The 15471-nt window shown below is 50.8% G+C and carries 14 protein-coding genes and 1 riboswitch; of the genes, 9 read left to right on the top strand and 5 right to left on the bottom strand.

Annotation, left to right across the window (positions count from 1 at the left end; genetic code table 11):
* Positions 1–228 precede the first annotated feature (228 nt).
* Positions 229–1494 carry a GNAT family N-acetyltransferase gene (locus KME12_18670; GenBank protein ID MBW4489811.1) on the top strand — a complete coding sequence of 422 codons (1266 nt, stop codon included), beginning with the start codon at positions 229–231 and terminating at the stop codon, positions 1492–1494.
* Positions 1495–1517: 23 nt separating this feature from the next.
* Here KME12_18670 and KME12_18665 read toward each other — a convergent pair whose 3' ends face one another.
* The 3 genes from KME12_18665 to KME12_18655 form a co-directional block, all read right to left on the bottom strand.
* Positions 1518–2837, bottom strand: coding sequence for a hypothetical protein (locus KME12_18665; GenBank protein ID MBW4489810.1), 1320 nt, complete (start codon positions 2835–2837; stop codon positions 1518–1520).
* Positions 2838–3008: 171 nt separating this feature from the next.
* Positions 3009–4139, bottom strand: coding sequence for a HetZ-related protein 2 (locus tag KME12_18660; protein ID MBW4489809.1), 1131 nt, complete (start codon positions 4137–4139; stop codon positions 3009–3011).
* A gap of 248 nt (positions 4140–4387) precedes the next feature.
* Positions 4388–4684 (bottom strand): hypothetical protein, encoded by a 297-nt coding sequence (locus KME12_18655; GenBank protein MBW4489808.1) that lies wholly within the window; start codon positions 4682–4684, stop codon positions 4388–4390.
* A gap of 678 nt (positions 4685–5362) precedes the next feature.
* Here KME12_18655 and KME12_18650 point away from each other — a divergent pair.
* The 8 genes from KME12_18650 to hemB all read left to right on the top strand — a co-directional run bounded on the left by KME12_18650 (position 5363) and on the right by hemB (position 12941).
* Positions 5363–5998 (top strand): sugar transferase, encoded by a 636-nt coding sequence (locus tag KME12_18650; protein MBW4489807.1) that lies wholly within the window; start codon positions 5363–5365, stop codon positions 5996–5998.
* Positions 5999–6352: 354 nt separating this feature from the next.
* Complete coding sequence (locus KME12_18645) at positions 6353–7396, top strand: YdcF family protein (protein MBW4489806.1); 1044 nt, start codon at positions 6353–6355, stop codon at positions 7394–7396.
* 89 nt (positions 7397–7485) lie between these two features.
* A complete protein-coding gene (locus KME12_18640; GenBank protein MBW4489805.1) occupies positions 7486–9234 on the top strand; it encodes an ABC transporter ATP-binding protein/permease in 1749 nt (582 codons plus the stop codon).
* 47 nt (positions 9235–9281) lie between these two features.
* Positions 9282–9439: riboswitch (cobalamin riboswitch) on the top strand.
* A gap of 20 nt (positions 9440–9459) precedes the next feature.
* Positions 9460–9657 carry a CbtB-domain containing protein gene (locus tag KME12_18635; GenBank protein MBW4489804.1) on the top strand — a complete coding sequence of 66 codons (198 nt, stop codon included), beginning with the start codon at positions 9460–9462 and terminating at the stop codon, positions 9655–9657.
* Between the two features lie 57 nt (positions 9658–9714).
* Positions 9715–10902, top strand: a complete 1188-nt coding sequence (locus tag KME12_18630; GenBank protein ID MBW4489803.1) for a hypothetical protein — start codon at positions 9715–9717, stop codon at positions 10900–10902.
* Between the two features lie 136 nt (positions 10903–11038).
* Positions 11039–11383: a 50S ribosomal protein L21 gene (gene rplU / locus KME12_18625; GenBank protein ID MBW4489802.1), complete on the top strand. Its 345-nt coding sequence runs from the start codon at positions 11039–11041 to the stop codon at positions 11381–11383.
* Positions 11384–11440: 57 nt separating this feature from the next.
* A complete protein-coding gene (gene rpmA, locus KME12_18620; protein ID MBW4489801.1) occupies positions 11441–11725 on the top strand; it encodes a 50S ribosomal protein L27 in 285 nt (94 codons plus the stop codon).
* Between the two features lie 232 nt (positions 11726–11957).
* Positions 11958–12941 (top strand): porphobilinogen synthase, encoded by a 984-nt coding sequence (gene hemB, locus KME12_18615; GenBank protein ID MBW4489800.1) that lies wholly within the window; start codon positions 11958–11960, stop codon positions 12939–12941.
* Between the two features lie 91 nt (positions 12942–13032).
* Here the strand turns inward: hemB and KME12_18610 are convergent, their stop codons facing one another.
* A complete protein-coding gene (locus tag KME12_18610) occupies positions 13033–13809 on the bottom strand; it encodes a class II aldolase/adducin family protein (protein MBW4489799.1) in 777 nt (258 codons plus the stop codon).
* 11 nt (positions 13810–13820) lie between these two features.
* A complete protein-coding gene (locus KME12_18605) occupies positions 13821–15401 on the bottom strand; it encodes a beta-glucosidase (GenBank protein MBW4489798.1) in 1581 nt (526 codons plus the stop codon).
* Positions 15402–15471 lie beyond the last annotated feature (70 nt).

The following is a 15471-nucleotide window of genomic DNA, read 5'->3' as shown; positions in this document are numbered from 1 at the left end:
AGTAGAAGCTTGGCAAGAGGAGCGCAATCAAGAGAAGACCTGGATTGATTGGCGATTTACGACCGCAGATGCCAGGATAAAACTGCATCGACTTTACCCGTCAACTAATAATTGACTGACTACTAGCAAGAGTTTGCTGTTGAATTTCCTGAGAGAAAGCTTACGTTATCGGGAAATTTCTTGACTGGAAAGATAACCTAGGGGTGTAGCCTTCAGACTGGCTGAGTCATGACCACAAACCTGACCGGAATTACCCTGCGGCAAGCCGAAGAAACCGACCTGCCTCAAGTTGTCAACTTAGACCGTTTAGCCTTTGCTCCCCTGCGATCGCCTGCCGAAATCGAGCGCGATTGGTACGGCCAAGGGTTGAACCTACCGGGGCGGCAGCACATACTAGCCGTGGATGACTTAACTGGACAGGCCGTTGCTACCTATGCTCAGCTAGATCTCAGCGTCGCGCTCGAAGGGCAGGAGTTTGCCACCGCTGGAGTGGTTGGGGTGGCTGTGGCTCCAGAACGACGGGGTCAGCGAATTGCGCGGTTTATGTTAGAGCAAGGGGTGCAGGAATGGCGATCGCAGCAGATCCCCCTAGCGATGCTTTACCCCTTCCAACATGGTTTCTATCGGCAGTTAGGTTGGGCTTGGGTCGGACGGCTGCATCAATATACGGTGGCAGCCAAGCATTTGCCGCTTTACCCAGAGCGGTTTGGCATGGTGCCTTACGAACCCAAACAACACCAATCTGCCCTGCGAGAAGTGTATCAACGCATAGCATTGCGCCGGAATGGTTGGTTACAACGACAAGAATTACAGTGGCAACCCCGCCTCACGCTAGAGCCAGGAAAAGAAATCTACTGTTATCAAGAAGCGGGCAAGTTGCTCGGCTACGTGATTCTGCAATATGTGCCTGCGGATTCTCTTCCCGGTACGCTATCTGTAGTAATCCAGGAATGGGTGGCAGTGAATGCCGATGCTTATCGAGGCATTTTGGGCTTTCTCTCGGCCCTGCGAGATCAAGTGCATACTGTGGTTTGGAACACCTATCCAGAAGATCCGTTTCCTTACTTAGTTCGTGAGCAGCACCGGGTGCTAGACATTAATCAGGCTCCCCGCTTATATGGCTTTACCCATCGCTTTGGTGAGATTGGTGGTGGATTTATGTGGCGCTTGGTCGATCTGACCACCGCTTTTCGGCTCCGTCCTGTCAAGCAAGGTTCTCCCTTTATCTTGACCTTCCAGGTCAGCGATCCGATCTTAGGTGATCAAACGATTACGGCCAACTTTACGGCAGAACGGATGCATCCCGTAACTCAGCCTGTACCTGCGGTTGTGAAAACCTCTGTAGAACACTTGACAGAATTATTTTGTGGTTTGCGTCGGGCCACAGAAATGGTCTGGACGAGAGAAATTGAATATGAAGGCGATCGCGCTTTGCTGCAAAAGTTGGATGCGGCTTGGCAATGTACCCCACCCTTCTGCTGGGACTATTTCTAACTCAGTGCCAGTAGAGTTCAGCGTCATTGCGAGTCGTCTGACTGGTCTAAAGAATTACCAGCTTGAAAAGCATTCAGATTTTTGAGTTGTTGATCGACGCTTTGTAGCAGTTGATTCAGAGCTGGCAAAGCTTCTAGTGGGGTGCCACTTAAGCCAAGATCTGTTTCAGCGCGATCGCGAATTTCATCTAATTTGCGCTGCAATTGCTGAGCAATACCCAAAGCATCTCGGCTGAGGTTAGCTAGTTGCTGCTGCTGATAAAACTTTAAGGCTGCACCACGGAGAACTTGTAGTGTTGCTTCTTCCCCATAAGTACCAGGCATGACTCGAAACCGTAATAGGAGGCGAGACTGTTGATAAAGGCGCTCGACTTCCTCTTGCCTGGGTTTCTGGACAGGAATCATGGGCAGGTTTGTGAGCCGCTTCAGTTCGTTAATCACACCTTGGAAGACAGCAGCGGGCAAATTTTCTAAGACGGACTGTAGCACCCCATTTTGGCTCCATAGAATCCGTCCCTGATGTTGTTGTCGCTCAAAATAAAGCCGACCAATTCCACCAACTAAGACTCGCCCTAGCAGTTCATCTAATAAATTTTTAGGCGGGAGGGCAGTCAGTACCTCAATTGGGCTAGATAAATGATGGGGATGCACGTCCAAGATGGGCAGAGAAGAAGCGGCTGTCGTGGGTGGCACATCTGGAGGTGCAGAAATCTCTGGGGAGGCAGAAATCTCTGGGAAGGCTGGGGGTTTGGTCGCAGCAGCGGTTGACTGGATGGGACTCGGTTGGGTGGTAGGGCCAGGAGATGCAGCGGTTGGTGTTATGAACTCAGTTTCATCCGTCTTCAACCCCGGAATATCGATCTTGTCTGGGCTATCTACCACCAAGGTTGGTTGATTGTTGCGGTCTGGCGGAGCGACGGGGCGGGGTTCTGAGGTCGAGTGAGGCGTAGAGGGCTGAGCCAGCCTAGGAGCAGCTTTCTGTGACTTCTGCTTTTGCTGATCCGCGTGACTGAGATAAGCAGAAAGCATTTTTTGATGGATTTCTGAGGAGATGGAGCGGGGCACCAAGGAGCAGTTAATATAAGCCAAAATTCTTCGGACATAGTCCAAAGCAGCTGTGTCCTCCAAATTCACCATGCCTAAATTCAGTCGGCTACCTTCCACGGACAAAGGCAGCACTTGGTGATAGAGACAAGCCTCAAAAGGGAGAAGACTGTCAATTAACTGGAACATTTGCGCGGAATCCAGCCAAGCCATACCGTCGGTTTGAACTGACGATAAAGAGGGATGATTACCAGGGCTGTTGTCCTGACGCCCGCCGCGATCGCCTAAGGGAGACGCCATAGAAACTCATTAACTTGATTACCTACTATCCTAATCGGGCCAGTCGTGAAAATCCCGGATTAAGCTAAGCAGATTCAACTAGATTTTATGTGGAGTTATAGCGAACTTTTTGTCTGTGTGTCTCAGCCAAAGCTTCAACAGCCACTTCAGGTAGCTATTACAGCCGTTAGTCTAAGACACACTACGGAGTTCTTGAGCCGCAAGATAGAGTTTGCTCCACTCGCCCATGACCTGATTGGTCTTTAAGTTCAAATCACCCGCGATCGCTTCCAGGGTGCACCCTTCGCGTAGGCGATCTAGCAGTTGGCGCTGCTCTGACGTGAGGTTATCGACATAGTGCTGCCATTGCTCTGGCGTTAAACCAAGGCTGTGTTCTTGCAGAGAGGTTTCGAGCCAATTCGCGACAAGGTCCGGTTCATTTTTTAAGGCGAAAACCCGAATCGCGTGATAGCTGATTTTCTCCCGTAGCCGATAAACTTGCTTAATCGGTAGGTTGAGGGTGCGAGCGATCGCTTCTTGGGAGTGACCTTGCAGGTAAAGCTGTAACCAACGGGCTGCATCGGGTTCTACTTTCTCGGCTAGGTATTGCTCAAACGATTGCTTCACGGCAGTCCGAGCCATCTGCTGTTCTTCCCAAGCTTGCTCATCTTGGTATTGAGCTACGGCTTGGTTATCAAGCAAACTCACGGGGTTTTCGGCTTCGTCGGGGGTAATTTCTTCTGAAACCAGTCGCACTAAATCGCCGCTGGGCACTTGAGTCATACCACCCCGCTGAGAGCGCCGCAAATAGTTAACGAAGCGATAGACTAGCAGCGGTTGATTGCGAATAGGTCTGAGGCAGTATTCTTCGACACTTGCCAGGAGCAGTATATTCCGCAACCGAGGCTCTGGGGTGCACTGAGAAATCCAGGTTACTTGCTGTTGCATATAGCCATCGCTCTGCAACAGTTCCTGAACTACTTCCTGCAAGACATCCACAACCGAACGTTGGCGATCGCGGCTAAGAGCAACCCAGGTCTTAATTTTGTTGCGAATCAAAAACAAGCTACTAAGGCGCTGAATCAGCTTACGGTAAGCCCGTTCTGGCCCCACGCCAAGATAGCGCTGCTGCAAAATCCGATAGCGATAATCCATTGCTTGCTGAACGATCGCTAGTTGGTCGGGAGCTAACGTGTCAAAACGCGCTAAGTCCTCTCCCATCAGCCAACGGATAATGCTTTCCCGATGTGCCACAGATTGCTCTGGGCATTCCGTTTCCAGTTGCGATCGCCAGTCATTTGCCAGTTTGTCTGCCAGTCTCATGGAGTTGCGATCCTGTTAATCCCTATTAGTCCCTATCTATAGAGTTTGTCGCCAACCCCCGCACTTGGCCCTCACCCACATGGGTAAAAATATCCCTTACTGATACGTAAATTTACGTTAATTAGGCTCTAGCCTAGAAGCGAAATTAACTCTAGCCAAGCTTTCAGTGTTGGTTTACACCTTACACCTATCGTCACGCCTTGCACCTAAAGCCTTAGGGTTATAAGTTTGCTTAGAAGTGAGTCCGCCTAGTAATCGGCATTTTCGCTACTGTCATCAATAGAAGTCACCAAACGCTCCAACGCTTCGGTCAAGTGGTTCAAGCGCTCCATAGAATGGTTTTGGGTTTCAGCCAAGGTCTGCACAGCATCGCTCAAGGCAAAAATTTGGTATCCCTGCTGCTGTACTTGCTGAGACTGCTGCTGCACTTGCACCGCCAAAACATCTACCCGCTCAGCTAAGCGATCGATTGTTTCGGTGGTAGCTAGTACAGCTTCACCAATTTGCTGAATAATCGATTCTAAACGGCTTACTCTAACTTCCACGCCTCAGAGTCCTTATCATCAGATTGCAATTTGAGTGAGCATTTTGCACCCTAAAGTCTCGTAAACTCTTAACCGCTGATTGTCAAGGCATTTCTGCCCTCTGGAGTTGCTAGCTTTCTAGGCCGTGGAGCTATCGATTGCAATCGCGTTTGCAATTACAAAGAGCAGCCCACGATCAGCGCTAGTTGATCTGAACTCAGCTAAGAACCTGAATAATCAACAGTTCTAGCATCTTCTCAGGATTAACCGACAAGCTTAAACAATCTAATTAAACGATTAAGCAGCCCAATATATCTGGCCCAATGTATCTGGCTGAAATAAATTTTGCTCAAAAATACTGGCCCACAGACGTTGGGTTGACAGAAGCTTCATCTGTGTCCGTGACAGGTCAGACAGAAAACAAGGGTAAGCTCAGGGGCAGCTATAGAGCCATTAATGTCGGTCTTGAGGGCAGATGCCGCCCTAAGTTTGAAATCTTGACCTGCCTTCATTGAAACTTTATAAAACAGTAGAGTTATGCAGAAGGTAATGAAGATTTAGATAAGCCTTGGGAGAAACCTATCACTATCCATCGAGACGCGTCTATATATTATGTGTGCGTACGTGCTTCTACGGTCCTATAATGACAGGCTTGTCATGACGACGCATTCTCTACTGTCATCAACAGCTAGTCCCCTCATGGTGCCGGAGTCTGCCTTTCAGGTTCCCCATCCATCCACCTGCTCTGTAGCGAAGCGGTTGCTCGACATTGTCGGCAGCATTATTGGCTTATTGATTTTAGCTTTGGTGTTCGTCCCGGTGGCGATCGCAATCAAGCTAGACAGCCCTGGCCCGATTTTCTATAAGCAAAAACGTTATGGGCTGCATGGCCAACCGTTTGAGATCCGCAAATTCCGCTCAATGGTGGCAAATGCCGATGCCCTCAAAGCGCTAATCCCTAACGAAGCCAAAGGATTGATCTTCAAAAATCGGGAAGACCCCCGAATCACGCAGACAGGTCGTTTTCTGCGTCGTACTAGCCTGGACGAATTCCCGCAGTTTTGGAATGTGTTGAGAGGGGAAATGAGTTTGGTGGGTACCCGTCCTCCCACGGCTGACGAGGTGGTTCACTATGATGAGCGTCACTGGCAGCGCTTGTCTGTGAAGCCCGGTATCACCGGAGAATGGCAAGTCAACGGTCGTTCTTCAGTCAAAGACTTTGAAGCAATTGTGGACTTGGATTTGCGCTATCAGAGTCATTGGACTCCCTGGTACGATCTGACGCTCATCTTCAAGACCGTATTTGTGATCTTTGCCAAAACAGGCGCTTACTAACTCACTCAGCCGCGATCGCCTCACTTTCAGGCTGACACCAGCCTGACAAAAGACAGCATGCTCTAGTTCAATCACTCTGTCCTCAAACGGCAGGGTGTTTTTTGTAGCAGTGCAGTAGAGCAGGATCACCAATAGCTACGAGGGAACTACTGGGAAACAGATTAGCTAAAAAAAGCGTTCAGGATGTCTCGTTGTACTCACTTCGTGCTAGCGTTAGCCCAACTATGGGAGAGTTGCTTGAACATTCACAAATGCAAACCAATGGGTCCAGATCAGAGCTGAGATGGCTAGCAATGCCATTAGTAACGCCAGTAAAGCAAAACTCCCTAGTTGGTGATGTGAGGAAGTGCCGCAATGTTTGAACTATTAACGTTAGTTCTGCTGTGGCTGCTAGTTGGCATAATTATTTGGTACGTCCTCCAGAAGCTGATTCCGAAGGAGTACTACACCTGGCTCGGTGCCTTTGTGATGGTGTTGTTCATCATCCTGGCCTTCCTAACGCCGACCAGTCGAATTGTCTCTACCGTTTGGAGTGTGCTATCGCTGCCTTTTAAGCCACTCGGCTTGTCGTTACTGCTACTAGCCAGTGCTGCTGCCAAGATGGACAAAGGTGGGCTCAAGAAACCAGGTGGTACTTTAGTCATCGCGGCCCTACTCATTCTGTTGATTTCTAGTACTCCCTTTGTGGCTTACGCTTTAGCTCAAAAAACTGAGCAATCTGCTATCCAGTTCGATCAGCAACGGCGAGAACTTTGTGATCTCCAGTGCCCTACTACATTGACACCGCCAGAAGAGCAAACAGCCGCCGCGATCGCGGTGTTGGGGTGGGGAACCACGCAGGCAAATCTACCGTATCGGCGGCAAATTCAACTGACTGATACGGGCGATCGCATTATTTACGCCGCTCAACTGTATCAAGATCAACTGCGGCTGGGGAATCGACCTTTGGTGATTGTTAGTGCAGGTCCGAGGGGCGATTTACAAGGCAAGCCTGAGGAAATTGTGGAAGCAAGGGATATTGAAACTTTGCTGATCAATATGGGAGTGGCTCGGGACGATATTGTAGTGGAGCCGACTGGTGTAGATGTGCGAACCAGTGCCGTAGCGGTGGGCCGAATTTTAATGGAGCGGCGACTGGGCGATCGCGTCATCTTAGTCACCTCAGCGACCAACACTCGGCGAGCAGCTCTAACCTTTGCCAGAGCTGGCATTCGAGTCATTCCTCGACCCACCAACTTTTATACCTTTGAGTCGGGTGGCAATCTCAGGCGCAGATTGCGGCTTGCGGATTTTGTCCCTAGTGCCGATACTCTCGTGATCACAACTCGCGTAATTGAGGAGTACTTGCTCTCGGTGTACTACTTCTTAAGGGGTTGGCTCGCGCCTTTAGGTATCTAGATCGGCTCCTAGAGGGGTGCCTGCTACCCAGGTAATTCGTTTACGATGATCAAAGGGATGACGATCAAAAGGTTGCTGGATTTTTGCTCATGGCTCGCTCTCAGCTACGGAAACTTGCGGCTTACTTACAACCCCACTGGAAAACCACCGCTTTAGGCGTTCTATCACTGCTAATTGTGAACGTAGTCGGGGTTTATATTCCGCTGGTGATCCGCAATGCGATTGATGATCTCCAAGTCACCTTTAGCTTCGACCGAGTTTTGTACTATGTGGGGCTAATTTTGGCCCTAGCGTCCGTCATGTGGGGGATCCGCATGATTTCGCGGATTTTGCTGTTTGGCACTGGGCGGCAGGTGGAATTTGACCTAAAACAGAAGATCTTCAGTCACCTTCTGACGTTAGAGCCGTCTTACTTCTCCCTCAACACCGCTGGGGATCTGATCAGCCGCGCTACGAGTGATGTAGACAACATTCGGCGGTTGGTAGGGTTTGCAGTGCTCAGCTTGGCGAATACTGTCTTTGCCTACAGCTTAACGTTGCCCGTCATGCTGACGATTAACTGGAAGCTGAGCTTACTGGCGATCGTGCCTTATCCGTTTATGTTGATGCTGGTGCGCCTGTTTAGCGATCGCCTCCGCAATGAGCAGATCGCGGTGCAAGAAGAACTCTCTAGAATGAGCGACCTGATTCAAGAAGACATGAGCGGCATCGCCTTGATCAAGATCTACGCTCAAGAAGAAAATGAGCGGCGAGCCTTCCGAGAACTGAATCAGCAACTCCTCAAAGCCAACCTGAATCTAGCCAGAACCCGCAATACTTTATTTCCCTTACTGATCGGCATTGCCAGCCTCAGTATTCTGGTGTTGTTGTGGCAGGGGGCTAGAGCGATCGCCACGGGAGCGCTGAGTGTAGGTGACTTTATCGCCTTGCTCCTGTATGTCGAACGCCTGATCTTCCCAACAGCGCTGCTCGGCTTTACGATCACGGCGTATCAACGAGGTGAAGTTAGTATCGATCGCGTCGAGTCAATCTTGACGGTGGAACCGAAGATCAAAAACGAACCGGGTGTGGTGCCGTTAGCCTTAGCAGAAGTCAAAGGCCGCCTCACCGCTCGCGATCTCAGCTTTACCTATCCTGGCTCCGTCATGCCAGCGCTGCAAAATGTCAGCTTTACGATCGAACCGGGGGAAACAGTCGCAATTGTGGGGTCAATCGGGTCAGGTAAGTCTACTTTAGCCAACGCCATTCCTCGGTTACTGGATATTGCGCCAGGGCAGTTGTTCGTCGATGGCTACGATATTACCCAATTGCGATTGCAGGATTTGCGGTCTGCGATCGCCTATGTCCCGCAAGATAGCTTCCTCTTCAGCACCACAGTCAAGAACAATATTCGTTACGGCGACCCTCTAGCAGAACAGCCAGAGGTGGAGTACGCAGCCAAGCAGGCCCAAATTCACCAAGAAATTCTCAACTTCCCGCACCAATACGAAACGGTCGTGGGCGAACGCGGGATTACCTTATCAGGTGGGCAACGCCAGCGTAGCGCTTTGGGTCGAGCCTTATTGGTCGATGCTCCGATCTTAATTTTGGATGACGCCCTCTCCAGCGTCGATAACCAAACTGCCACCCAGATTCTGCAAAATTTGTCAGAAGGCACCCAGCGTAAGACCGTCTTGTTTATCTCCCACCAACTGGCTGCGGCTGCCACCGCCGATCGCATTTTTGTCATGGAGCATGGTCAGATTGTCCAGACGGGTACCCATGAACAGCTTCTGAAACAGCCTGGATTGTACAAATCGCTGTGGAACCAACATGCTTTGGAGGAGATGCTGCGATAGGACTGCCAAGAGACGCGATCGCAGTTTTGTGTCAATAAACAGTGATATGATTGCCCTACTCATGCGGTTCTAGTGAGGAACAGTCACTAGAGGTAACGGGGAAAGTTTGGTGTAAATCCGACGCTGTCCCGCAACTGTGAAGGAGTTTCAGCAACTAGGCGAAAACTTCTGAGCCAGGATGCCCGCCGATGGGAAGTTCTATAGCTCTAATGTGCGAGGTACACGATGAGAACTGCATCCCTAACTTCTGGATCTCTTCAGCAACAGGCCATCCGTTGGACGCTTTCGGTGCCTGTGCAAGCCACCCTATTTACTTCCTTATGTGCGTTGACGCTCTGGACGGTTTATTTCTCCACCTATCCTGCCGCTCATAACCACATGCACTCGCTGCGTCACAACACCTTGAGCGTTAGCTGCCACTAGAATTTCGCGCTTCGTCAGAATTCTCAATCCTCAGCACCCTCAAGGTTTTAAGTACCAATGACAAAAATTAAACTTGTTTCGCTCCTCAGCTTATTAGGGCTGCTAGGAGCTTTAGGCTATGGGTCGGTAGGGCGATCGCAAGCAGTCCAGCCATCCGTGAAACTGGCAACCGAACCACCCGCTAGCCAATTGCTGCCGTTTGAGGCCGAAGCCGCGCAGCCCCAACGACCAGTGCAGTTGACGCTACAAGCACTTGATGTGAATGGCAAGCCGCTGCAAAATGCCAACATTCACGTCAAGCTCTTGACTCCACCTGCAAATCCTTGGTTGCCCACCGATTTCCCTATGGTTGAGGGCACTCAGCTCCTAGACTTGGCTGCGATCGCACCTCAGGGCCAACTGCAATTCCAGCAGATGCTACCGATTCGCGGTAAGTACCAGTTGCAAGTTGAAGTAACACCAACTGTTGCCAATGCTTTTACCCCGTTCCAGCAGACCTTAACGCTGCCCGTCGCCGAGAACTCGATCAAATATCGCAACTTTGCCATTTTGGTCGTGATTCTGTTGGGAGTAGGCTTTGGTGGTGGTTGGGTGATTGGCGGCAAGCAAGAGCTACAACCAGGAGAAATTGCGCCGCAGCGCGTTCGCTTACTATTAAGTGGAGCCATTGTCGTTGCGATCGCGGCTCTACTCGTAGTCAACATCAGTGCTGAGTTGTCTCACTCTCATGAGCACTCCCATGAACATGCTCATGGAGAGCAGGCCGCAATCCCTAGCAGCTTGAACACTCAAGGCTTAGAGGTCAAGCTGCTAGGACATCACCATGCCACCGTGGGCGAACCTGCGGAACTCGCAGTCCAGGCGATCGACGCTACAACAGGTCAACCTGTCCAAGATATTGTCTTCAACATCCAAGCCAAATCTTTAGAAGCAGGTTGGGTGGCATTTGCTCATCAAGCCAGCCCCGATCGCCAAGGTAAGCTTGCTTGGCAGCAACAGTTTTTTGATGGCGCACCCCACCAAATCGAAATCGAAGTCGCGCCAAAACCGGATGCAGCTCGTCAGTTTTCAGCCTTCAAAGTTGCCCAAGAAATTGAAGTGGAAGGCATAGAGCCACCATTGCGATCGCGCCTCCTTGTCTTGGGTTATTTCGTTAGCATTTTGCTGGTAGGTTTGGGGCTGGGTTTGTGGGTACAACAACGGCGACAACCGCGATCGCACCTTGACATTAAGGCGGCAAATTAGGCATAATGGCAAATTGTCTGTCTATTCCTGCTCGGATCAGGTGAAGGCACCACAAAAAGCTGGCATGCTGATTGTGCAAAGCATTTCATAAAGAGCATTAACCAGCTACCTGTACGGCAACTGTTAGGAGAATTTCATGGCTTACGCAATTATTGAAACGGGTGGAAAGCAACTGCGGGTAGAACCGGGTCGCTTTTATGATGTCGAGCGGATTGCAGGTGATGTCGATGCCGCTGTCACCATCGACAAAGTTCTGTTTGTGCAGAACGATGGTGAAATCTCTGTGGGTCAGCCTTTAGTCGCAGGGGCAGCGGTTCAGGGTACCATCCTGCGCCAACTGCGGGGCCGCAAGATCATCGTGTATAAGATGCAGCCTAAGAAGAAAACCCGTAAGAAGCAGGGCCACCGTCAAGAATTAACCCGCTTGATGATCAACTCCATCAATGTGAATGGCACCGAGTTGGGTGCAAGCGAAGGCTAAGATCAAGTCAGGCAGCATTGTCAACCTGAAAAACTTGTAGAGATCTCTGAGGGAAAAATGGCTCATAAGAAAGGTACAGGTAGTACTCGTAACGGTCGCGATTCGAATGCTCAGCGCCTAGGCGTTAAGCGCTTTGGTGGTCAGGCAGTTCGCGCTGGCAACATTTTGGTGCGTCAACGGGGCACCAAGTTCCACCCCGGTAACAACGTCGCTCGTGGTAGCGATGACACTCTCTTCGCATTGGTTGATGGTGTCGTTACCTTTGAAAGAAGAGGCAAGAGCGGCAAGAAAGTCAGCGTTTATCCCGCTGCTGCTGAAGCTGCTGTTGCAGTGACTGCTTAAGCTAAAGCGATCGCAATTCATTGAAATCAACTGTAAGGACGCAGCAGGCTGTGTCCTTATTTTTTGTTCAGGAAATATCTGGAGTTTTACAGAAAGTTACTGAGTTGTAAGTGGCTAAGCAACAAGCCTTACACTAAATAAATTGTTGAGAAGTTTGAGAGTTAGTCAACCTTTCGTTACGAGGTTGCTAAGCCAGGTAGGTTTTCTAAATTTTTTACCTTTAGTAGACGCTATGTTTCCGACCCATCGCCCTCGCCGCCTGCGTGCCAATCCTCAGCTTCGTCGGATGGTACGTGAAACTATTGTCACCACCAGCGATTTGATCTACCCGCTGTTTGCCGTTCCGGGAGAGGCGATCGCTCAGGAAGTTCGTTCCATGCCAGGCGTTTACCAACTCTCGATCGACAAAATTGTTGAGGAAGCCAAAGAAGTCTATGACCTAGGCATCCCTGCAATTATTCTGTTTGGCATTCCTGCTGACAAAGATATCGACGCAACAGGCGCTTGGCATGACTGCGGCATTGTCCAGAAAGCGGCAACGGCAGTGAAAGAAGCAGTTCCTGATCTAATTGTGATTGCTGACACCTGCCTGTGCGAGTACACCTCTCATGGTCACTGTGGCTATCTACAAGTCGGAGATTTGAGCGGTCGGGTACTGAATGACCCCACCCTAGAGTTGCTGAAGAAAACCGCAGTTTCCCAAGCTAAAGCGGGCGTTGACATTATTGCGCCTTCGGGGATGATGGATGGTTTTGTGCAAGCGATTCGGCAAGGTTTGGATGAAGCGGGTTTCCCAGATCTGCCGATTCTTTCCTATGCGGCTAAGTATGCTTCTGCCTACTATGGCCCTTTCCGGGATGCGGCAGATTCTGCGCCTCAGTTTGGCGATCGCCGTACGTACCAAATGGACCCTGGCAATGCCCGTGAAGCCATCAAAGAAATTGAGCTAGACATCGCCGAAGGTGCGGACATGCTGATGGTGAAGCCTGCGCTGTCCTACATGGACATCATCTGGCGGGTGAAGGAAGCGACCAACCTACCTGTCGCAGCCTATAACGTCTCTGGCGAATACTCGATGGTGAAAGCCGCAGCCCTCAACGGCTGGATTGATGAAGAGAAAGTCGTGATGGAAACCATGACCAGCTTTAAGCGTGCGGGTGCTGATTTGATCCTCACTTACCACGCCAAGGATATTGCTCGTTGGTTGGGTGCTTAACCTAACCCCCAGCCCCTTCCCTAGTAGGGAAGGGGAGCTAGATTCATAGCCCCTCTCCGCGTCGGAGAGGGTTTGGGGAAAGGTTATTTATTTAGTCCAACAAATCTGGTTGTTGCCGCACAATTTTGTCGTAGAGCGGTTGGAAGCTGAACCAGCCGATGTTGTGGCTACCAACTTGGCGTTGGGCGATCGCGGCATTTTCAGAATCGATCGCGATCGGTTTTCCTGCAGCTTCTGCCATCAATTGCACTTGGCAAGAGCGATCCATCGTGATGAACCACCAGGCCGCTTCATCGACGGTGTGACCGACTGTGAGTAAGCCGTGGTTGCGGAGAATCAGGGCTTTTTTCTCACCTAACGCTTGAGCAATGCGACGACCTTCGACTGGGTCGAGCACGACTCCGGTGTAGTCATCAAACAAAGCGTGGTCTTGGTAGAAAGAGCAGGCATCTTGCGTCAGCGGATCGAGCAAGCGACCTAAACAGGACCAAGTTTTGCCGTAGGTAGAGTGGGAGTGAGCTGCTGCCACCCCATCCGGACGAGCGGCATGGATTTGGGAGTGGATCGCAAAGGCAGCACGGTTCACGGGGCGATCGCCCTCCACCACTTCACCTGCATCGTTCACCAAAATGAGATCGCTGACCCGAATGTGACCAAAGTACAGGCCAAATGGGTTGACCCAGAAGTGATCCAGATGCTCGGGGTCACGGACAGTAATATGGCCTGCAATGCCTTCATCAAAACCGTACTGAGCAAACAACCGGAGTGCTGCGGCTAAGCGTTGTTTGCGGTGTAGACGTTCTTCGGTAACGGAGGTGAAGGCGGGGAGCTGCGGAAGGTTGGGAGTAGCGATCGCAGTCGTCAACATGGGGTTAGACCTCAGGTTTGAGGGTTGAATAAAGCGTCTAGAGCGATCGCTTGGGCGGCAGGTATTTGACCGTAAGTAAAGACATAAGGCACATCAGCAGGGAGTTGGGGAATAAACTTCTCCACTGCATAAGGACTGCCGTAGATCACCAATGCTTGGAGTTGATCTGTTTTGAGCAAAAATTGAAACCAATCCTGAGCCGTCTGGGTGAGTCCAGCGCTACCGCGAAACGGGTTCCCCCGAATAAAGAGTTGCAGCAGAGTTGGTTGGTTGGCTGTAGCCTGAGGCTCAAAAGGGATACTTGGTGTATGACTGTCGATTAACTGGAGTTGATAGCCTTTGGTTTGGGGTAGGGCGATCGCGGGGGTATAGCGCCCTAAGAAATCGCAAGTTAAGGCATCATCCACAATCACGACGTTGCGTAAAGGCTGGTTCTCCTGCTTCTGGCTGAGACGCGACTCTGTAGGCAGGTGCATCTGCATAGAGTCTTGGAGAATGCTGTTGACAGTGGCGATCGCCTCTGGTGGTGAGAGTTGCTCTAGTTGAATTGGGGGTGGCGGTAAATTTTCCCAAGCGTAGGTAATGTCAGCACTCTCAGGCATGGGAGAACAAACTTTGAACTTAGCCCGCCAGATCCGCTCTACTGAGGCTTGAATGCGCTCTGGCGTAATCCGACCTGTTTCTACCGCTTCACACACTGCTTTGATCGCACCTGCGGGGTCGAGTGGCATCAACAAAATGTCTGCGCCTGCTTCCACTGCCAAAATTGGCGCTTCGTTCACACCATAACGGTTGGCGATCGCGCCCATGACCAAAGCATCGGTGACAATCAGCCCCTCAAAGCCCAAGTTTTGTCGCAGTTCTTGAGTCAGAATCCGGTGAGAAAGCGTCGCAGGATATTGAGCATCCCAAGCAGGGATTTGTAGGTGAGCACTCATTACCGTATCGACACCTGCCGCGATCGCGCTCTTAAATGGTGGCAATTCCAGTGCAGCTAAGCGATCGGGAGAATGAGCTAGGACAGGCAAATCCAGGTGAGAATCTGTTGCGGTGTCACCGTGGCCTGGGAAATGTTTAGCCGCAGTGAGAACCGGATGCCGTTGTGCCCCTTGAATGAATGCCGTTGCTAGCTTGGATACCGTCTCTGGTATTTCCCCAAAAGCCCGCACATTAATCACGGGGTTATTGGGGTTGTTGTTAACATCCACAATCGGAGCCAATACCCAATTAAGGCCGATCGCTAGGGCTTCCTGAGCCGTATAAGCGCCCATCGCCTCAGCGTAACGCAGTGCTTTGGCTAAATTACTTTGGGCGATCGCATTTAACGCCATTGGTGGGGGAAACCAGGTGGCACCTGGAAAGCGCTGGCCTACGCCTTCCTCAATATCAGCGGCAATCAAGAGAGGAATCTGCGCCCAGTCTTGCAGTTGTTGCGATCGCAGCGCAATCTCGGCAGCACTTCCGCCCAACAAAATCACGCCTCCCACACCCAGATCTTGCAACCAATGTTGCAGTGTGGCAGCAGGAGGCTCCCAAATTGGATATTGAATTTGGTGGTCGAACAGGTAGCCCGAAGCTCTGACAACCACCATCTGAGCTACTTGCTCAGCCAGAGATAAGCTTTCCCAGTTGGGTAGGGGAGGAGTTGCGCTAGATCCGACC

This window comes from Trichocoleus desertorum ATA4-8-CV12 (assembly GCA_019358975.1).
In the GTDB taxonomy this organism is placed as follows: domain Bacteria; phylum Cyanobacteriota; class Cyanobacteriia; order FACHB-46; family FACHB-46; genus Trichocoleus; species Trichocoleus desertorum_A.
The sequence above is the reverse complement of the archived record's forward strand: the minus strand, read 5'-3'. Positions and strand labels throughout refer to the sequence as shown.